The sequence below is a fragment of the Flavobacterium sp. GP15 genome, assembly GCF_014281985.1.
In the GTDB taxonomy this organism is placed as follows: domain Bacteria; phylum Bacteroidota; class Bacteroidia; order Flavobacteriales; family Flavobacteriaceae; genus Flavobacterium; species Flavobacterium pygoscelis.
Window position 1 is genome coordinate 342,529 of record NZ_JACFTC010000004.1, and the last position, 21,492, is coordinate 364,020.

Annotated in this window: 15 protein-coding genes; 8 read left to right on the plus strand and 7 right to left on the minus strand. The window is 32.6% G+C overall.

The window, feature by feature from the left end; all coding sequences use genetic code 11:
• The first annotated feature begins 563 nt into the window (after window positions 1-563).
• From H2650_RS11050 to H2650_RS11060, 3 genes are all read left to right on the plus strand, one after another.
• Window positions 564-6,869 carry a gliding motility-associated C-terminal domain-containing protein gene (locus tag H2650_RS11050; RefSeq protein WP_188050857.1) on the plus strand — a complete coding sequence of 2,102 codons (6,306 nt, stop codon included), beginning with the start codon at window positions 564-566 and terminating at the stop codon, window positions 6,867-6,869.
• Between the two features lie 156 nt (window positions 6,870-7,025).
• Entirely contained in the window at window positions 7,026-7,943 is a 918-nt protein-coding gene (locus tag H2650_RS11055) for a type IX secretion system membrane protein PorP/SprF (protein ID WP_188050858.1), read from the plus strand.
• An 11-nt stretch (window positions 7,944-7,954) separates the two neighbouring features.
• Window positions 7,955-9,895, plus strand: coding sequence for an OmpA family protein (locus tag H2650_RS11060; protein WP_188050859.1), 1,941 nt, complete (start codon window positions 7,955-7,957; stop codon window positions 9,893-9,895).
• 82 nt (window positions 9,896-9,977) lie between these two features.
• On the opposite strand, the gene H2650_RS11065 is transcribed toward H2650_RS11060, so the two are convergent.
• The 6 genes from H2650_RS11065 to pyrR form a co-directional block, all read right to left on the minus strand.
• Window positions 9,978-10,481, minus strand: coding sequence for a CAP domain-containing protein (locus tag H2650_RS11065; protein ID WP_188050860.1), 504 nt, complete (start codon window positions 10,479-10,481; stop codon window positions 9,978-9,980).
• Between the two features lie 161 nt (window positions 10,482-10,642).
• On the minus strand, window positions 10,643-11,287 hold the full coding sequence (gene pdxH, locus H2650_RS11070) for a pyridoxamine 5'-phosphate oxidase (RefSeq protein WP_188050861.1): 645 nt from the start codon (window positions 11,285-11,287) through the stop codon (window positions 10,643-10,645).
• Window positions 11,288-11,370: 83 nt separating this feature from the next.
• Window positions 11,371-12,276, minus strand: coding sequence for a ribonuclease Z (locus H2650_RS11075; protein ID WP_188050862.1), 906 nt, complete (start codon window positions 12,274-12,276; stop codon window positions 11,371-11,373).
• 239 nt (window positions 12,277-12,515) lie between these two features.
• Complete coding sequence (locus H2650_RS11080) at window positions 12,516-12,848, minus strand: ribonuclease Z (protein WP_188050863.1); 333 nt, start codon at window positions 12,846-12,848, stop codon at window positions 12,516-12,518.
• Window positions 12,849-12,910: 62 nt separating this feature from the next.
• The gene (locus H2650_RS11085; RefSeq protein ID WP_188050864.1) at window positions 12,911-13,837 is read right to left on the minus strand and encodes an aspartate carbamoyltransferase catalytic subunit; all 927 of its coding nucleotides are present in this window, start codon (window positions 13,835-13,837) and stop codon (window positions 12,911-12,913) included.
• 47 nt (window positions 13,838-13,884) lie between these two features.
• Complete coding sequence (gene pyrR / locus H2650_RS11090; protein ID WP_188050865.1) at window positions 13,885-14,424, minus strand: bifunctional pyr operon transcriptional regulator/uracil phosphoribosyltransferase PyrR; 540 nt, start codon at window positions 14,422-14,424, stop codon at window positions 13,885-13,887.
• Between the two features lie 368 nt (window positions 14,425-14,792).
• Between pyrR and H2650_RS11095 the strand changes: the two genes are divergently transcribed.
• Complete coding sequence (locus H2650_RS11095; protein ID WP_188050866.1) at window positions 14,793-14,966, plus strand: hypothetical protein; 174 nt, start codon at window positions 14,793-14,795, stop codon at window positions 14,964-14,966.
• A 163-nt stretch (window positions 14,967-15,129) separates the two neighbouring features.
• On the opposite strand, the gene H2650_RS11100 is transcribed toward H2650_RS11095, so the two are convergent.
• Complete coding sequence (locus H2650_RS11100; protein WP_188050867.1) at window positions 15,130-17,637, minus strand: M14 family zinc carboxypeptidase; 2,508 nt, start codon at window positions 17,635-17,637, stop codon at window positions 15,130-15,132.
• A gap of 236 nt (window positions 17,638-17,873) precedes the next feature.
• On the opposite strand from H2650_RS11100, the gene H2650_RS11105 reads away from it, so the two are divergent.
• From H2650_RS11105 to H2650_RS11120, 4 genes are all read left to right on the plus strand, one after another.
• On the plus strand, window positions 17,874-19,301 hold the full coding sequence (locus H2650_RS11105; RefSeq protein WP_188050868.1) for an L-serine ammonia-lyase: 1,428 nt from the start codon (window positions 17,874-17,876) through the stop codon (window positions 19,299-19,301).
• A 291-nt stretch (window positions 19,302-19,592) separates the two neighbouring features.
• Entirely contained in the window at window positions 19,593-20,636 is a 1,044-nt protein-coding gene (locus H2650_RS11110; RefSeq protein WP_188050869.1) for a site-specific integrase, read from the plus strand.
• 180 nt (window positions 20,637-20,816) lie between these two features.
• Window positions 20,817-21,059 carry a type II toxin-antitoxin system ParD family antitoxin gene (locus tag H2650_RS11115; protein ID WP_188050870.1) on the plus strand — a complete coding sequence of 81 codons (243 nt, stop codon included), beginning with the start codon at window positions 20,817-20,819 and terminating at the stop codon, window positions 21,057-21,059.
• A gap of 1 nt (window position 21,060) precedes the next feature.
• Window positions 21,061-21,354 carry a type II toxin-antitoxin system RelE/ParE family toxin gene (locus H2650_RS11120; RefSeq protein ID WP_188050871.1) on the plus strand — a complete coding sequence of 98 codons (294 nt, stop codon included), beginning with the start codon at window positions 21,061-21,063 and terminating at the stop codon, window positions 21,352-21,354.
• Window positions 21,355-21,492: the final 138 nt, after the last annotated feature.

A 21,492-nucleotide genomic window follows, 5' to 3' on the forward strand; every position in this document is an offset into this window, starting at 1 on the left:
AAAACCACAAAAAGAATCCAATAAAAACAAACGAAAGTTTCAGTATTTAGTTTTCAAACCTCAGTCTTTAATGTGTCTTACAAATAGAACATTAAAAGTTTTTAATCATAATCTTTCTCAAATATTCTTCACTATCCAATCACTGAGAAATAAGATTATGATTAGGAAAATAAGAAATAGGCATAATTTAAATAATTCCTTTATTAAAAACTATCCTAACACAACCTAGCCAATAAAATTAAATTGATTTGGAAGTATTTAAAAAAAAATATTTTTCTAAACCTAATGAAGGAAATTAGTTAAATGATTTACTCTTTAGATAATTCAATTCCGATCTCAGTCTTTTAAATAAAGGACCTCGTTCAAAATTACAGTTTTGTTTCTCAACTTATTGACAGTTTTATTACTTCTAAAGTAGTAAAACCGATTGCTAATACACTGTATTTAAGAAATCTTAAAAATTTCTTTTGTATTGGTTTCAGATGCTTGTACACTTTTGTGAAAGAAAATAGCGTACAAACAATCCTAAAAAAATTACCTATTAAAAGTTTAAAATCAACTCTATGAAAACTAAAATTACTGTTTTTGTACTTACATTTTTTTTATTTGTTAGTACTTTATATGCTCAGCAAGATCCAGACAAACTTGGTGGACCAGTACTAATTGGTCAAGTAGCCCCTTTTGCTTTACCTGTAGCTATTGGTAGTAAAAAACTCAAATCAGACACATTTGCCTTGAGATCACTCGCATCACCTAATTCTCTAGAATGGCCAAATCCAGGTGCTGTACATATTGAAAAAACTGCTGAAGCGGTAGAAAGCGGAAAATGGAAAATTAATCTTATGGTTGAAGGAAAAAACATTCCTAAATCTACCGATCTAATTTTAGTTATTGATGATTCTGGGAGTATGAACGGTACCAAAATAACTAGTGCTAAAGAGGCAGCAAAAACATTTGTTAACCAATTACTAAATGGTTCTACCGATATAAGAATAGCAATTGTAACACTAAATCCTGCTTCTGGAGGTACAACAGGAAACCCACAAATCGATCAAGTATTTACCAATAACACTTCTTCATTAAACACAGCCATTGACGCAATTGTTGCCAATGGTGGTACAAATATTCAAGGAGGTTTTTATGCGGCCAGACTTTTAGTAGAATCAAGCACTGCTGATAAAAAAGTGGTGATATTATTGTCAGATGGTGACCCTACTTATAGTTATAATTCTAATATAGCACCACCTGCTTTTACTGTAGGATGTGGCAGTATATCTAATTTTAATATTTCAAGAAGTGATTATGAAAATAATTATTTAAAAGTTTCATCAAGTATTTATACAAATGTTGTTGGTGATGGAAACAATTTTAATTTCACCTTATTTACTACAACTTGTGGCAATAAAACCTTCAATGCGGGAAATCATGGTATACCAACGATATATGAAGCTAAAAAGATTATTAGCGATGGTGCAGATATTTATACCATTGGTTTTGAAGTCCCAGCAAACGGAGCTGCAGAAAGTACCTTAATGGGTTCTCAAAACAAAGGCTATTTTCCAGCAAATTCTAGTAATATATCTAATATTTATTCTCAAATAAGATCAAATATTTCGTACGCTGCGACTAATGCTGTTTTAACAGACCCAATGAGTACGTTTATACTTTTATCTGCCAATGTTACACCAACCTATACTGTTTTGCCCATCACTACTGGAAATGTTGTGGTATCAAAAGGAAGTGTAAATTTTAGTAATAACGGTTTTGTTTTAAATGATCCTGACAACCCCGCAAGTGGAAATAGTAACATCGTAAAATGGAAAATAACATGGAATATAGGTACTGTTTCTGAATTGGGAGACAATATGTATTATTTTGTTACAATGGCACCGAATACCGATACAACTATTCTTTATGATGCAAATGAAAAAACATTTATGGATTATACAGATGTAAACGGTAATACGAATGCACATCAAGAAACACCAACCAATTTTACAGTACCTAAAGTCAGCGGTGGAAAAGGATCTATAGAAATTATTTACTATACCGTAAACGATGCAGGAGAGCCTATAAATAGTGTTGGAACTGTTGTTACTAAAGAAAATGCCGTTAAGTTAATACCGGGAAATAGCAAATATTTCGAAATTAATGGAAGCACAGCTTTAGAGGTTAATCAAAATTATACTGTAGTACCAGATATAAATTATCTTTCTAACAGTATCTTATATAATTTGTATTGTAATTTAGGTAGTATAATAGTTACTCCAATTCCAAGTGATCCTAATAAAAAAGTATGGTTTGGTTATGTAGTTAACTCCACTCCTAAAGTTACCAATGTTGAATACTGTATAAATAGTCCTGCAGTACCATTGACAGCTACTTTTTCAGCTGGCCATACTTCACCAACTTATACTATATATTATTTTGATTCTCTTACTGGAACTCCAAAAACAAGTATAACACCCTTAACTACTACTTTAGGACAATATACTTATTATGTAGCCGAAGGAAAAACAACTTCCTGTATAGGATCAAAAGTACCAATAGTAGTTTCTGTAAATGCATTACCTATTGCCGCTATTGCATCGGATAACGGACTGGCTTTGAGTTGCACGACTCCAAATACGACTTTAACAGCTAGCGGTGGAACCAGCTATTTATGGTCGAACGGAGCAACAACTCCTGCTATTACGGTTTCAACTGCGGGAACATTCTCGGTAACGGTAAAAAATGCTAATGTTTGTTCATCGACTGCTTCGGTAAATACTACGCTTGATAATACTCTTCCTATTGCCGCTATAGCATCAGATAACGGATTGGCTTTGAGTTGTACCACTCCAAATACGACTTTAACAGCAAGTGGTGGAACCAGCTATTTATGGTCAAACGGAGCAACAACTGCTTCCATTATTGTTACAACTGCGGGAACATTTTCGGTAACGGTAAAAAATGCTAATGGTTGTTCATCGACTGCTTCGGTAAATACTACGCTTGATAATACTCTTCCTATTGCCACTATTGCATCGGATAATGGATTGGCTTTGAGTTGTAACACTCCAAATACGACTTTAACAGCAAGCGGTGGAACCAGCTATTTATGGTCAAATGGAGCAACAACTCCTGCTATTACTGTTGCAACTGCCGGAACATTTTCGGTAACGGTAAAAAATAGTAATGGTTGTTCGGCGACTGCTTCTGTTAATACTACGCTTGATAATACTCTTCCTATTGCCGCTATTGCATCGGATAACGGATTGACTTTGAGTTGTAACACTCCAAATACGACTTTAACAGCAAGCGGTGGAAGCAGCTATTTATGGTCGAACGGAGCAACAACTGCTGCTATCACTGTTGCAATTGCGGGAACATTTTCGGTAACGGTAAAAAATGCCAATGGATGTTCAGCAACTGCTTCGGTAAATACTACGCTTGATAACACTCTTCCTATTGCCGCTATTGCATCGGATAATGGATTGGCTTTGAATTGTAACACTCCAAATACGACTTTAACAGCAAGCGGTGGAACCAGCTATTTATGGTCGAACGGAGCAACAACTGCTGCTATTACTGTTACAACTGCCGGAACATTTTTGGTAACGGTAAAAAATGCTAATGGGTGTTGGGCTACAGCTTCGGTAAATACTACGCTTGATAATACTCTTCCTATTGCCGCTATTGCATCGGATAATGGATTGGCTTTGAGTTGCACGACTCCAAATACGACTTTAACAGCAAGCGGTGGAACCAGCTATTTATGGTCGAGCGGAGCAACAACTCCTGCTATTACAGTTGCAACTGCCGGAACATTTTCGGTAACGGTAAAAAATGCTAATGGGTGTTCGGCGACTGCTTCAGTAAATACTACACTTGATAATACTCTTTCTATTGCCGCTATTGCATCGGATAACGGATTGGCTTTGAATTGTACCACTCCAAATTCGACTTTAACAGCAAGTGGTGGAACCAGCTATTTATGGTCAAACGGAGCAACAACTGCTGCTATTACGGTTGCAACTGCCGGAACATTTTCGGTAACGGTAAAAAATAGTAATGGGTGTTCAGCTACTGCTTCGGTAAATACTACGCTTGATAATACTCTTCCTATTGCCGCTATTGCGTCCGATAACGGACTGGCTTTGAGTTGTAACACTCCAAATACGACTTTAACAGCTAGCGGTGGAACCAGCTATTTATGGTCGAACGGAGCAACAACTGCTGCTATTACTGTTGCAACTGCGGGAACATTCTCGGTAACGGTAAAAAATGCCAATGGTTGTTCGGCGACTGCTTCGGTAAATACTACGCTTGATAACGCTCTTCCTATTGCCGCTATTGCATCGGATAACGGATTAGCTTTAAGTTGTAACACTCCAAATACGACTTTAACAGCAAGCGGTGGAACCAGCTATTTATGGTCAAACGGAGCAACAACTCCTGCTATTACTGTTACAACTGTAGGAACATTTTCGGTAACGGTAAAAAATAGTAATGGTTGTTCGGCGACTGCTTTGGTAAATACTACACTTGATAATACTCTTCCTATTGCCGCTATTGCGTCCGATAACGGATTGGCTTTGAGTTGTACCACTCCAAATACCACTTTAACAGCAAGCGGTGGAACCAGCTATTTATGGTCGAACGGAGCAACAACTCCTGCTATTACGGTTGCAACTGCGGGAACATTTTCGGTAACGGTAAAAAATGCCAATGGATGTTCGGCTACAGCTTCGGTAACTACTACGCTTGATAACGCTCTTCCTATTGCCGCTATAGCATCGGATAACGGATTGGCTTTGAGTTGTAACATTCCAAATACGACTTTAACAGCAAGCGGTGGAACCAGCTATTTATGGTCAAACGGAGCAACGACTCCTGCTATTACGGTTGCAACTGCGGGAACATTTTCGGTAACGGTAAGAAATAGTAATGGGTGTTCGGCTTCAGCTTCGGTAAATACTACGCTTGACAACAGTCTTCCTATAATTTCTATTTCTTCGCAAACAGATGCTTATTGCTTTGGAGAAAATAATGGTACTATTAGCATTATTACTGAAGGAGGAAAAAGTCCTTATACTTATGAATGGACAAAAAATAATATTGCCTATTCTACTTCTAAAGATTTGATAGGACTTTCTCAAGGTATTTATAAGGTAATTGCAACTTCCGCCAATGGTTGTTCCTCTGATGAATTAAAAGTTATTATTCAGCAACCGAATGCTGCAATAACAGCAACTGCAATAATCATTGATAATACTAATTGTGTAGGATGTAGTAATGGCAGCATAACTCAAACTATTTCTGGAGGAACACTACCTTATACTTATTTATGGTCAAATGGTGCAACAACAAAAGATCTTACTGGTTTAATTAAAGGAAATTATAGTGTTGAAATCAAAGATAAGAATAGCTGTGTTGCAAATTACTCCTATTCAATTCAGGAATCAGGAATAGCTCTTGTTAAAAAAGGAATTTTCTATGATTCAAATACCGATGGTTTTGCACAAGCAGGTGAGATAATCAATTACACTTTTATAGTAACAAATACTGGAAATGTAACAATAAATTCTATTGTCATAACTGATCCTATGAAGGGGTTAACAATAAAAAACAATAGTATTACTTCTCTTAATGCTGGTGAAAATGCAACTTTAACAGGAATTTATATTTTAACTCAAGCTGATATTAATGCAGGTAAAGTAATTAATTCTGCAGTTGCAATTGGTAAAGATCCGAAAGGAAATGAAGTGAAAGATATCTCTGGAACGCAACAAAATAATGATACTGCAACAGAAACACCTCTAAATCAAAAAGCAAGTATTGCAATTACAAAAGATGGCATCTATGTAGACGCTAACAAAGATGGAATAACCAATTTAGGAGATAAAATAGTCTACTCCTTCGTGCTAATAAATACGGGTGATGTTATCTTAACTCAAGTCAATATAAGTGATAATTTAGAAGGTCTCGTAATAACAGGTAGTCCTATTACATTACAAATTGGCGAGTCTAATGCTACTTCTTTTTCAGCTACTTATTCAATTACCCAAGCTGATATAGATAGTGGTTTAGTATACAATTTGGCTACTGTTACTGGCACAACACCTTACAATGATAAAGTAACTGCTACTTCTACAGATCCTACACAATGTATGAATTGCGTATCAAAAACAGATTGTAAAGATTGCACAATAACAACGTTAAATCAAAGTGCTAATCTCGTGGTTTATAAAACAGCAGCTGTCACAGGCTATAGTTTAGTTGGAGAAATAATCAATTATAAAATTATAGTTAGGAATTCAGGAAATGTAACACTTCATCAAATTGTAGTAACCGATCCATTAACAGGATTAAATACAATTATTTCTGTTTTGGCGCCAGGTACAGAACAAGAATTTAATGAAAGCTATACCATAACTAAAAATGATCTTGACAATAATTCTGTTATTAATATCGCTAATGCAAAAGGATTAACACCTACAAATGCTGAAATAAAAGCCTCTGACACCGTTGAAATTGATAAAGCATTTGTATTAGGTTGCAGATCTATAGTAGTACACAATGCTTTTTCTCCAAATGGCGATGGTATTAATGATGTTTTTACAATCGATGATATTAGTGAAACCAATTGTTATCCAGAAAATACAGTTGAGATTTATAATCGTTGGGGTGTTTTAATTTTTAGAACTAAAAATTACAATAATCAAACTAATAATTTTGATGGTATATCGCAAGGAAGAACTACAGTTAGTGAATCTACTGGTTTACCAAGTGGAACCTATTTCTATATTCTAAACTATACTTCTATAGATGGGAATGGTACTATTCAAAACAATAAAAAAGAAGGTTTTTTATATCTCACGAAATAGATTCAAACTATGATTTTAATCCTGAGTCTCTCTAAATGACTCAGGATTAACTCCTAGTTTATAAAAATCAACATCGTTAAAAATTAAGTTTATACAAATAGTATTTCGCACGCTTATCAAAAAACAGTTCAATATATTAATAATAATAAATTTACTATGAGAACAAAAATATTTTCAGTCATTTTGATCTTTACATTTTTTGTGAGTCATGCGCAGCAAGATGCGCAGTACACACAATATATGTATAACACTATAAATGTAAATCCAGCTTATGCAGGATCTAGAGGCGCAATGAGTATTTTTGCTATGCATCGAACCCAATGGGTAGGATTAGATGGCGCTCCAGTTACGAATGTAGCTTCTATTAACACCCCTTTAAACGGAAATAATCTTGGTATAGGCTTCTCTGTAGTTAATGATAAAATAGGTCCTACAAAGGAAAACACTATCTCTGCCGATATTTCCTATACGATTCCGACATCCGAATCCTACAAACTTTCGTTTGGTATAAAAGCATCGGCTAATATTTTTAATCTAGACACATCAAAACTAAATCCTGTTAGTGATTATCCTTTAGATCCTTCAATACAAAATATCAATAATGAATTTTCTCCAAACATAGGTGCTGGTATTTATTTACATTCTGATAAAGCCTATATTGGTTTTTCTATTCCAAATTTCATAGAGTCCAATCGATATGATGATAATACAGTTGCCATTTTTAAAGAAAAGATAAATTATTATCTAATGGCAGGATATGTTGCAGATCTGACGAGTGACATAAAATTTAAACCCGCTATTTTTTCCAAACTAGTTATTGGCTCACCACTACAAGTAGATATTTCAGCCAATTTTATGTTTGTTGAGAAATTCACAGTAGGTGTTGCTTACAGATGGAGTGCTGCACTTAGTGCTATTGTAGGTTTTCAGGTTTCTGATGGGATGTACATCGGATATGGTTATGATCATGAAACTACAAAATTGAACAACTATAATTCTGGTTCGCATGAAATATTCTTGCGCTATGAAATATTCAAAAACAATGACAAAATTACAACTCCTCGTTTCTTTTAAAAAAGATCAGTATGAAAAACAATATATTCCTCTATATAATTATATTGAATGCTTTGACATTTAATGTATATTCTCAAAAAGCAAAATTGATAGCTGCAGACAAAAAATACGATAAGTTTGCCTATATAGATGCTATAAAAACCTACGAAAGGGTTGCGGAAAAAGGATATAAATCGACAGAAATGTTTAAGAATTTAGCCAATTCTTATTACTTTAATTCTGATTTTGAAAAAGCTGCAAAGTGGTATGCTGAATTATTTGAGATGAACAGTACCGATTTAGAACCAGAATATTACTACAGATATGCTAATTCTTTGAAATCTATTGGTCAAGATGAAAAAGCCAATGAATTATTAAAATTATTCGATAAAAAATCTGGAAATGATAGTCGTGGAAAACTATTTGCCAAAGACAGAAACTATCTAGAGGAGATAAAGGCCAATTCTGGAAGATATAAAATTGAAGATGCCGGAATAAACTCTGAATATTCTGATTACGGTACTGCAATATATAATAATGAAATCGTATTCACCTCAGCTAGAGATACCGGGAGTTTAGGTCAGAGAAAACACAAATGGACTAATCAACACTTTACAAATTTATATTCGGCCACTTTAGGAGAAGACATGACTCCCAATAAACCTAAAAAATTTGATTCTAGAATAAACTCAAGATTTAACGAATCTACTCCCGTATTTACCAATGATGGTCAAAGTATGTACTTTACTAGAAATAACTTTTTAGATGGAAAAAAAGGAAAAGATGGTAACAAAATTACTTTAGTAAAAATATATAAAGCAACCTTAAAAAACCAAAAATGGACTGATGTAATCGATCTTCCTTTTAACAGCGATAATTATAGCACAGCACATCCTGCTTTAAGTCCAGATGGTAAGACACTGTATTTTGCCTCAGATATGCCCGGAAGTATAGGCCAATCTGATTTATTTAAAGTAGAAATAAAAAGCAATGGGACTTACGGCATACCTATAAATTTAGGTACAACTATAAATACCGAAGGAAAAGAATCGTTCCCTTACGTAAGTGACGAAAATGAGATTTATTTTGCATCAGACGGTCATCCCGGTTTAGGTGGTTTAGATGTTTTTGTAAGCACAATAGCAAGCGATGGTTCTTTTGGAGAAGTGCAAAATTTGGGTTCGGATATAAACTCCTCAAAAGATGATTTTGCCTATCTAATTGATACAAAATCAAGACGAGGTTTCTTTTCATCAAACAAAGAAGGCGGAAAAGGTTATGATGATATTTATAAGTTTTTAGAATTAAAAAGACTTTCTTGTCAGCAACTTTTATATGGTGAAATCACCGATACAAAGACTTCAAGTATACTTGCTGCAACTAAGATAACGCTCTTTGATAACAAATTTAATATAGTTAGTTCTACCCAATCTGATGATAAAGGAAATTATTCTTTTAATGTTCAATGTGGCAAAACATATTATGTTAGAGCAGAGAAAAGTAATTATAAAACTAAAGAAGAAAAAATAGCAATAAGTACAGCAAACGGAAAAACACATTTACCAATTGCATTAGAAAATGATAAATGTATTGTAACTGTAGGAGATGATTTAGGTAAATGTTTTAATATAAAAATGATATACTTTGATTTAGATAAATCAAGTATTAGGCAGGAAGCAGCATTTGAGTTAGAAAAAATATTAGATGTTTTAAAACAAAATCCAACCTTAAAATTAAACATCCGTTCGCACACCGATAGTCGACAAACTGCTGTTTATAATATGGCTTTGTCTAACAGAAGAGCTAGTGCAACTATTGCTTGGTTGATACAAAATGGAATTAATTCCAACCGACTTACCGGCAAAGGATATGGCGAATCACAACTAGTAAACAATTGTTCTGACAATGTTATTTGTAGCGAAGAAGAGCATCAAATGAACCGAAGAAGTGAGTTTATAATAACTGCCTTATGATATAATTATTTTAGATTTTAATCAAAAAAAAAGGCTGTCTTTTGGGGAGAAGACAGCCCTTTTAATATAAAAAAAACTCAACTTAAATTTTTGCAAATATATTAGTATAATATTTTCTACCATTGGCAGGATTTTCTTTAATTGCAATTCCAAAATGGGTAAAATTGCCTTCAATATTTTCTCTATGCCCAGGACTTGCTAACCAAGCGTCTAATACTGCTTTTGGAGTACTATAATTATAAGCAATATTTTCACCTACTGATTTTGCTCCTAAGGTTTTCATTATATTTTCTGAACGAGCTACAAAATCATTGTGATTAACAACATTGTTAGTAATCATATAATTATCATGCTCTTCTGATTTGTATGACATATGGTTAATTCGCTCTAAACGTTTTAATCCTAAACTAGCTCTATGATCATTAATTAGATTCATCGTTTCTAACTCAAATGAGTTATAAGAATAATTAATTACTTTCTCTACCGATGCATCAGCAATTTGAGTTTCTGAATCATCTGATGAACATGAAATAGAACTACACATTACTGCACCTAGCAATAATACATAAAGTAAATTTAGTTTCATAATTTTAGTAGTTTAAGATTAAAGTAGATTGTGGGGCAAACAACTTCAATAAGTAAATAAAATGTTAATTTCTTGATCAAAACTAATCATTTTATCGTTAAACTGCCAAAAATAATCGACGAACTACATCATAATAATTTTTAAATGTTCTTTTTCCTACATTAAGAAGACAGTCTCTCAATTTTCCATGAGAAATCATCCTGACTGGAGTAACGTATCCTGTCATGCAGACGATTAGGTCTGCCTTGCCAAAATTCTACCTCAATAGCGGTAACTAAAAAGCCTCCCCAATATTCTGGTCTTGGAATCACAATTCCTTCATATTCTCCTTCTAATTGTTTTAAATTTTCTTCTAGATACTCGCGAGAAGGAATAACTTCACTCTGATTTGAAACAATTGCTCCTAGCTTACTTCCGTTAGGTCTGCTCTCAAAATAATGATCCGATGTAATCGCAGGAATTTTATTTGCTATTCCTTTTATAATTACCTGACGCTCTAGTGTGTGCCAAAAAAAAGAAAGACAAACATGTGGGTTTGCAGCAATAGCCTTTCCTTTTTCTGAATTGTAATTGGTATAAAAAATAAAACCTTCTTCACTAAACTTTTTAAGTAGGACAACCCTTGATTTAGGAAAACCATCCAAACCTATCGTCGAAACCGTCATAGCATTTACTTCACTGTCTCCACCAAAATCTTCTACTTCATGAAACCACCTGTTAAACAAGTTAATAGGATCTTCAGGAATAGAAGATTCTAATAATTCACTTTTATCGTAAGATTTTCTGTAATTACTTAAGTCATTCATGTTTTTATTTTTTTAAAATGTATTTTTATAAAAAATGAGGTTTAAAATAGCTAGCAATTGAATAATGCAAAAAACTTTATGTACTAAAATTCAAAACTTTTACCATCATCTGCCAAAAGAATTTCTGGAAAAATTGTAATTGCTTCTTCTTTAAACATTTCTATATTTTCATATCGCGTAGAATAATGTCCTAAAATCAATTGTTTTACATTAGATTTTAAAGCAATTGTTGCTGCTTGTTTAGCCGTGCAATGTAGTGTTTTGCTAGCTAGATTTTCTTCAGAATCTAGGAAAGTCGCCTCGTGATACAAAACATCTGCATTTTTAATAATAGAAATAACAGCTTCATGATACGCTGTGTCAGAACAAAAAGCATAGCTTTTTGCAGGAATAGGATCAAAACTTAAGTGTTCATTTTCAATAATTCTTCCGTCTTCTAAAGTGATATCCTTACCGTTCTTAATTTTTTGATAATAACAAGAATCAATTTCATAATTTTGTACTGCATCCAAATTAAGTTTCCTCTCCCCTATTTTTTCTTCAAATAAAAAACCATTTGTATATACCCGATGTTTTAATGGAATTGTTTTCACCGTAACCTTATCATCTTCAAAGATTATTTCACTTTCTTTAGAATCAAGTTCATGAAAAAACAGATCATAATTTGTCCACGAATTGGATAATCGCAATTGTAACATTATGATTTCCTTTATTCCTTTAGGACCATGTACATGCAAATCGGTTGTTCTATTTAGTAAGCTAAAGGTTGAAATAAGACCTATTAAACCAAAAAAATGATCTCCATGTAAATGGGAAATAAAAATATGATTTATTTTAGAAAATTTAATTTTATTTCTTCGCAATTGTACTTGAGTTCCTTCACCACAATCAATCAAAAAAAGCCTGTTTTTAATTTCTAAAATCTGTGAAGTAGGATTTGTAAATGTACGAGGAGTGGCTGCATAGCAACCAAGAATTGTTAGTTTCAAATTATTATTTGATTTATAAAAATTGAATATGTACAGTTGTTTCCTTAAATAGCAACAACGTTATTTTATATATTATTCTATTTTTCAATATTATATACCTAAGTATTACATCAAAAGCGAATCAAATAGGCAATACGAATTATATTTAGTAATAAAATTTTATTAGCATAAAATAGACCTGAAAAAACAATGTATAAAACTGTAGTACTATTTTTTTATACTCCTATTCACAACTATTTTTAAAATCCAAGATCTCTTTCTATTTCATCCATTTCTATAATATCGTGAGCTTCTAATAACGAAGGAACAATAGTTAATGTATTAGGAGCAGCATTGTAATCAAAGTCATCCGCTACAACTACAAAAGATTTTTTTGATTTTTTATGCTGTTTTGAAATCGGAATAAATAATTTAATATCGTTCAATGATAGCTCTTTATGCATTAAAAGATCAATTATAATGTTACTTTTTTCAAACGACTTATACTGTTCTGTAACCGTCATCAAGAATGAATTAACATTACCTTGAGTATCTCTAATAGTTATCGTGTGACCTTTTTGATCTACTTTCATTTTTTTTTATTTATGACTTAGAACAAGCAAGTCTGGTTAAATAAATATTTATTTAAAAGGAATTATTGAATTTTTGAAGCCAAAAGATAAATAACGGCCATTCTTATAGCAACACCATTTTCTACTTGATTTAAAATAACCGATTGTTGAGAATCTGCAACTTCACTGGTAATCTCTACACCGCGATTAATAGGCCCGGGATGCATAATTACAATCTCTTTGTTAAGCGAATCTAAGAGAGTTTTATCTACACCGTATTGCTGTGCATATTCCCTAGTAGAAGGAAAATAATTCACATCCATTCGCTCGTTTTGCACACGCAACATATTGGCTACATCGCACCATTCTAGCGCTTTTCTTAAATTAGGTTCTACCGTAACTCCTAATGACTCAATATGTCTTGGAATAAGTGTTTTAGGCCCGCAAACTTTCACTTCGGCACCTTGCATTTGCAAAGCATATATGTTAGATAATGCAACTCTAGAATGCAAGACATCACCAACAATTACTACTTTTTTACCCGCTACTTCTCCTAGTTTTTCTCTAATAGAATAACTGTCTAATAAAGCTTGAGTAGGATGTTCATGCGCTCCATCACCAGCATTTACAATACTTGCTTTGACATTCTTAGACAAAAAGTAAGCAGCTCCAGGATTTGCATGACGCATAACGACCATATCTACTTTCATAGAAAGAATATTATTTACAGTATCAATTAATGTTTCTCCTTTTTTGACAGAAGACTGTGCTGCAGAAAAACTAATTACATCAGCTGATAATCGCTTTTGCGCCAGCTCAAAGGAAAGCTTTGTTCTAGTACTATTTTCGAAAAAAATATTGGCAATAGTAATATCTCGTAACGAAGGCACTTTTTTTATGGGTCTATTAATGACTTCTTTAAAATGATCGGCTGTTTCAAAAATTAAGTCAATATCATTTTTATTGATATATTTTATTCCTAATAAATGATTTACGCTTAATTCTTTCATTTTTATTTACGATTATTAATTTTTAATAGTTAAAGTATTAATACAATTTAACTTGTAATTAAATACACTCCATCTTCTCCTTCATTTTCTTTCCAACTTACTTTCACTTTTTCGTCATTAATAGCATCTACTTGTCTTCCTCTATAATCAGGCTGAATAGGTAAATTACGACTAAAACGTCTGTCTATCAAAACCAACAACTCTATTTCTGATGGTCTACCAAAAGACTGAATAGCTGTCAAAGCCGATCTGATACTTCTACCTGTAAATAAAACATCATCTATAAAAATGACTTTTTTATTTTCGACAATAAAGTTAATCTTGGTTTTATTAGCCTCTAATGGTTTTTCTGTTCTACGGAAATCATCTCTAAAAAAAGTAATGTCGAGATAACCCAATTGAATTTCTGGAGTTTGGTATTCTTTTTCTAAAATTTCTTTTAAACGTTCTGCTAAGAAAACACCTCTGGGTTGAATACCAACTAAAATTGTATCTGAAAAATCTAAGTGTTTTTCAATTAATTGACAGGCCAAACGATGTAATATGATAGTAACTTCTTTTGCAGTAAGTAATACTTTTTGACTCATAGTAATTTATATTGTTTGGTGTTGCAAATATACAAATTCAAATTTATCATTTTATCATTAACAAGATAGAAATAATCATCTATTTGTATTTTTCTCTTTATAACTTAATCTCACGTTTCAATTTTAATTATAAAACTCTACTATATATAATTTTCTAATTTTAATTGAATTTAAAAAAAATGATAAAATTCAACTTTAGGATCATTTTAATTAAAATAACAAATAAAGAGCAACTTATTGAAACCGAAACAGAGATTAATAAATACTAATTTTAGCAACTCTAAATTACATAATAAAACCAGAAAATTGTGTAACAAATTACAGCATTCTATGGTATAATTTTACACTATAACCTAAACATAATAATCATGCAAAAACAAATAACACGTTTATTAATGCTTTTTATAGTATTAATTTCATTTTCAAGTTGTTCAGTAGTCGAAGGAATATTCAAAGCCGGAATGGGAGTTGGTATTTTTATAGTAGTTGCCATCATAGCAGTAATTCTATTTATCGTGAGCAAAATTTTCTCAAAAAAATAATACTTTTAAGTTGGTATAAATCTTCCTAAAATTTAATATTTTTAAGTTATGAGATATTTATTTGACAGTTTTATCAATAAAAATAGTTGTTTTACAATGTTATTTTAAAACAAAAAAGAGCCAATTAATTGGCTCTTTTTTGTTTTAATTAAATAATTATTTTTTAGTTTAATAAAAACAAAGCATTACTAAATAATAAATTTCCGTTTTCCCAAAAACCTCTAAACAATGGATTATCAACCATGTAAACAACCATACCGTCGCCTTTACTTTCAACAGCAAAACTTACGGTATTAGTCAGTTTCTTTTTCATTCCATTACCTATAAAACCATAACTTTTATAATCTTTAGGAATATAAGCCACATTAATGGCATCTTTTAATAAAGAATACGTTCTATCATCTGTTTTTAAACTATAGTATTTATCTCCTAATCCAAAAGATAGTGGATGAGTTTTATTAAGTGTATTTTCGATGATTGCTCCAGGAATCGATTTAGAAATATCTCTTCTTTCTGTGTCTTGGTAATCTAAAAAGCGTTCTTTTAGAACTGCATCCTCTTCTTCTTTTTCAGAATTTAATTTATCCTCTTCAGATGCAAATGGACTTAATGCATATCCTTCTTTTCCATCAAAAAGACTCAAAGCACCATTCATTGCAATTACTTTTCCACCACTTTTAATCCATTCTGATAATTTCTTTTGTTGTTCTTCAGAAAAATTATAATCTCCATCAGCTAAAATCAAAGTGTTGTAATCAAAAAGTTTTATTCTGTTAAAATTATTTACTTCGACAACGCTTACAGGATAATCAACGGTTTCTTGCAAATAAAACCAAGCAGCACCAAATTCAGTCGAACTCACTCCTTTTCCTGATAATAAAACAATTTTTGGTGCCGTTAACAAAGTAAAGTTTTCTCCTCCAACATCTTTAGCGTTTGATGAAAATCCTGTAGAAATGTAATTATAATCTGTTTTAATCTTAATGAGATCTGTAATTGTTTTTTCGAAATCTGCAATTTTAGGATTATCTCCTTTGGTAACTAATAACCCACCTGGTTCTATGGTAATATCGCCAAAAACAGCTTTCTTCATCGCAGCTCTCACTTTGATATTATTTTGATGTAATAGGGATAAAACCTGAGCTGATATTCTATTATTCCACGGAATATGAAAAGCATAGACTTTTTCAGGAACACTTTTTTCAACCACTTCAATCGTAGCTTTCGTTTTAATAGCAATACTGTTTTTTAGTGCATAACCCTCAACTCCGTATGCTAAAGGAAGTGCCCAAGCAGTAATATCATAAGACAAACTATCATTTAATTTTTGATTAGGCTCAAAAAGAACTTGCGTAAAAACTGCTTTTTGCTGATCTACTTTTACAATTAGATCATTGGGTTCTATGGCAAAACCTTTATCTGTTTTGGTGCTGTAATTATAACCCGAAGTTTTTACACTTGCATCAGCATAACTATATTCGATATTATTTTTTTTCAACAAATCCGCAAGCTGAATCAACTTGGGATTGTTTTTCATTACATACATTTTATAATTTCCCTTAACCGTTTTTCTAGAATTGTTCATAAAACCTCTAAAACCTTTTAGCAAAACATCGGCTTGGCTAGCGGCAGATTCTACAACCGTAAGAACTGCAGTGGCATGATGTAGAATACGATCCTGAATGGTAACTATATTTCCATTATTCATCATTACGGCTCTTCCAGCTCCAATTCCTCCTTGCTCCATTGTCATTCCTACTGCTCCATTATAGGCAGGATAAGTGTCACCATAACTAGGATAAAACAAATCAAAACGTTCACTCGTGTTGTATAACCAATTTTGAGCATCAAATTTTTTGGAAATATTGGCGCCTAAAATAGCATGAAAATCTCTTTGGTATTTTTCAATATAGTTATGTATTGGCTCTGCAGATGGCGGAAAAAAGTATGGAGAATCATATCCTTGTTCGTGAACATCCGTATGAACTTGCGGCATCCATTGGTTATACATTGCAATACGCTGCTTACTTTCTGGTTGTGTTTGCCATGCCCAATCTCTATTTAAATCAAAAATATAGTGATTGTATCTTCCTCCAGGCCAAACCTCCATGTGTTCTCTATCAGTAGCTTCTGGATGTGTTTTTTTTCCTGATATTTCTCTTAACCAGTTTCCGTATCTAGAGTAGCCATCTGGATTAATACAAGGGTCTAAAATTACGATTGTATTTTCTAACCACTTTTTAGTTTCGGTATTCGAGGGATTGACTAATTCGTAGGCAACTGTCATAGCACTTTCGGTTCCTGCAAATTCATTTCCGTGTACGTTAAAACTCAACCAAACGATCACCTTATCGCCTATGGTTTGGTTTCCCTCTTTAGATAAACCAATAGCGGCCAAGTTATTGTTTCTAATTTGCTCTAAATTCGCTAAATTTTCAGGAGTAGAAATAAAGAAAACATTTAAATCTCTTTGTTCTGGTGTAATTCCGTATTTCTGCTGTTTTATAAAAGTAGATTTTTCAGTAAGCTGCTTAAAATAATTTTCTACTTGATGGTAATGCGTTATTTGCTTGCCATAAGTAGGCAAAAATTCTGCAGGACTTTGTACTTGTGCAGTAGCACTCAAAGCCAAAGTCAAGACTATACAAAAAGAGAAAAATATTTTTTTCATTATTCATTTGGTTAGTTATGCTTCAAAAATAGCATTTTACCCATTCTTGTACAACATATTTAATCGAATAATACTAAATTACTTAGAGGTATTTCTACCATTTATCAAACATTTTTTATAATCTAAAACTATAAAATTGTGCCTTCCGAGTATTAAATAAATAATAATCTTGGCGATATCATTCGTATCCTAATAACATTCTACTATATTTGCGGATAACAAAATGTACTTTAAAAATGGAAGAATGTATCTCAGTTTTTGACATGCTAAAAATTGGTGTAGGACCTTCGAGTTCTCATACACTTGGCCCATGGAGAGCCGCAGAGCGCTTTCTAGGCGAATTGAGAAATGAAAATTTAATACTAGACATAGACAGAATACAAATAGATTTGTATGGGTCACTTTCTTTAACAGGAAAAGGACACGCAACAGACTTGGCGGTGATGCTAGGACTTAGTGGTCAAGATCCAGAATACATTCCTATTGAGAATATTGATTCGATAATAAAATCTATTAAATCTAAAAATGAAATTAATTTAGGAAACGAAAAAATCATTCCTTTTCATCCTACTCAAGATATAGTTTTCAATAAAAACTTCCTCACCTATCATGCTAATGGTTTAACATTTACAGCATACAGGAACGATAAAACCTCCTATGTATCAACTTTTTATTCTATAGGTGGCGGATTTGTTATCAAAGAAGAGCGAGATAATGCCAAAACAAAAACCAAAATAAAATGTGCTTTTCCTTATCCGATTGACAAGGCAGCAGAATTATTAGAATACTGTAAAAAAGAAAATAAATCCATTTCTGAAATTGTTTTTGAAAACGAAAAGTCAATGCGCACCGAAGCCGAAATTGATCATGAGTTAATTCGGATTTGGAACACCATGTTAGAGTGTATGTACATTGGTTGTCATTCAGAAGGAATTCTTCCAGGAGGACTAAATGTTCGCCGCCGCGCTTTCGACATGCATCAAAATCTTATTGGTTTAGCCAATTACGATTCACCACAAACTTGGCTTGAAGAAATTAGAAAAACCGAAGTTAAATTTCGACAAATACTAAAATGGGTTTCTTGTTTTGCACTTGCAGTCAATGAAGTAAATGCAGCTTTAGGTCGTGTTGTTACAGCACCTACCAACGGAAGCGCAGGTGTTATTCCTGCCGTTTTGATGTACTATTTAGTCATAGAGAATCATCAAGCTGGACCTAAAGAGATCAAACAATTCCTGATGGTTGCGGGAGAAATAGGTAGCATTTTCAAAAAAGGCTCTACCATCTCCGCAGCAATGGGCGGATGTCAAGCAGAAATAGGCGTTTCCTCTGCAATGGCAGCTGCTTCTTTATGTGAATTAATGGGCGGAACTCCAGAACAAGTACTAATGGCTGCAGAAATTGCCATGGAACACCATTTAGGTCTTACCTGCGATCCAATTGGCGGATTAGTGCAAATTCCTTGTATAGAACGCAACACTATGGGCGCAATAAAAGCCATAAATGCTGCCGAATTAGCGCTAGAAACTGACCCTAAAAATGCTAAAGTACCGCTAGACAAAGTCGTAGATACGATGTGGCAAACAGCAAAGGACATGAACAATAAATACAAAGAAACTTCTGAGGGTGGATTGGCAATTGCCGTAAATATGGCTGACTGTTAACATTATAATGTATAATAAATTAGTTACTACCATTTTATAAAATTCATTTACACTTATTAAATCCAATATTTTTAATAAAAAGCTTTAGGGCGTATCCCCAACTCTATTTCCCTACTCTGGGGAAATAGAGTTGGGGTCGGGCTTTACGCTAAATCTTTTATTACGCAAAGCTCCATAAAAGGATATCGCTGCTATCCCTTACGCAAAACTCGTAACACGAACAAATAGAGCGTCTTAAAAATTGAGATTAAAAAAAATATAATTATCTTTAAGCTACAAAACCAAATTATTATGATCTGGACAGCAAAATTGATAAAGCATAGAGAAGAAAATAGAATTGCAGTACTATTTGAAAAAAATAGTGCTTTAATTAATCGAATCAAAGAATTCGAAGACGCCAGGTGGAGTACAAGAAAAAGTGTTTGGCATCTTCCAGACACTTATGAAAACAGAGATCATTTCAAGATCATCCAATATGAAAATACGATTCCATCTGTTGAAGGAATCGAACAAATGCATAAATTCAATCAGTGGCTATCCTCCAAAAGATACAGTCCAAACACAATAAAAACTTATACCGAAGCTCTAAAATCATTTTTAGTATTTTATAGAGAAAAAAGCATAAAAGATATTACCAATGATGACATTATCATCTACAACAATGAATATTTGTTAAAGAAAAAATTATCTGCTTCTTATCAAAATCAGATTGTAAATGCTATAAAATTATATTTTAGAACAGTACAAGAAACAAAAATTGATGTAGAAAAAATACATCGTCCAAAAAGAGAAAAAATTCTACCTAATGTATTAAGCAAACAAGAAATAAAATCAATTTTAGATGCACATAGCAATTTAAAACACAAAGCTATGCTATCAATAATATACAGTTGTGGATTAAGAAGAAGCGAATTATTAAATTTAAAACTTATTGATATCGACTCTAAAAGATACATAGTAAATATTAGGCAAGCAAAAGGAAAAAAAGATAGAATAACGCCTTTATCACTAAAGATATTAGAACTCCTAAGGGAGTATTACAAAGTACACAAACCGGTGAAATATCTCTTTGAGGGAATTGAGTTAGGCACAATTTATTCTGAACAAAGCTTACAAAGTGTATTGAAGCAAGCATTAGAAAAAGCAAAAATAAAAAAACCAGTAACACTACATTGGTTACGTCACAGTTATGCTACCCATTTATTAGAAAGCGGAACAGACCTAAGATATATTCAGGAATTATTAGGACATAATAGCAGCAGAACAACTGAAATATATACTCATGTGAGTACAAAAAGTTTACAACAAATAAAAAGCCCGTTTGACGATTTGTAAAAAAATAATTATATATTCGTTGTTAATAAAGTATAACAGTTATCATACAAATCCACCACTAATGGGTTGTATGAGTATGATTTTGTCATACATATATGTAAGTTATGTGAGATTCCAAAAAAAAATCGCGGAAATTTGGAAAGTTACCATTTTTTGGTAACTTAGCTAAAAAATTTAATTATGGGACGAAATACTTCTATATCGCTTGGTAATCATTTCGAAAGTTTTATTGAACATAGTGTTAATGATGGAAGATTCAATAACGCAAGTGAAGTTGTCAGAGCAGGGCTTCGTCTTTTGGAAGATGAAGAAAATAAGATAATTGCTTTAAGAAAAGCAATTAATGATGGGATTGAAAGTGGTCGTGCAGTAAATTTTGATGCTAAAAATTATCTTGAGGTTTTAAAAGCAAGAAAAAGTTAAAATGGCTAAATATTATTTAACTAATAAAGCAGTTAATGATTTATCTGATATTTGGGATTATACAATTGAAACTTGGTCTGAAATGCAAGCTGAAAAGTATTATAATTTGCTTTTAGCAACTTGTGACGATTTGGCAAATAATCCAGAGCTTGGGAGAAATTATGATATAATAACTAAAGGAATATTGGGGTTTAAATCAGGCGAACACATTATTTTCTACTCAATTATATCAAAGAGTGAAATAGAAGTCGAAAGAATTCTTCACGGAATAATGGATTTGAAAAACAGACTATAAGGAACCTCACATAACAGCCGTTTGGCGAGATTGGGGTTTTAGGCATAATTTAAAGATGGTTTTGTACTTGAAAAATTTGTGTTTAATGGAAAAATCTCGCATCTTTACTCCCCAACCTCGCCAAGCGCCAAGACGTTA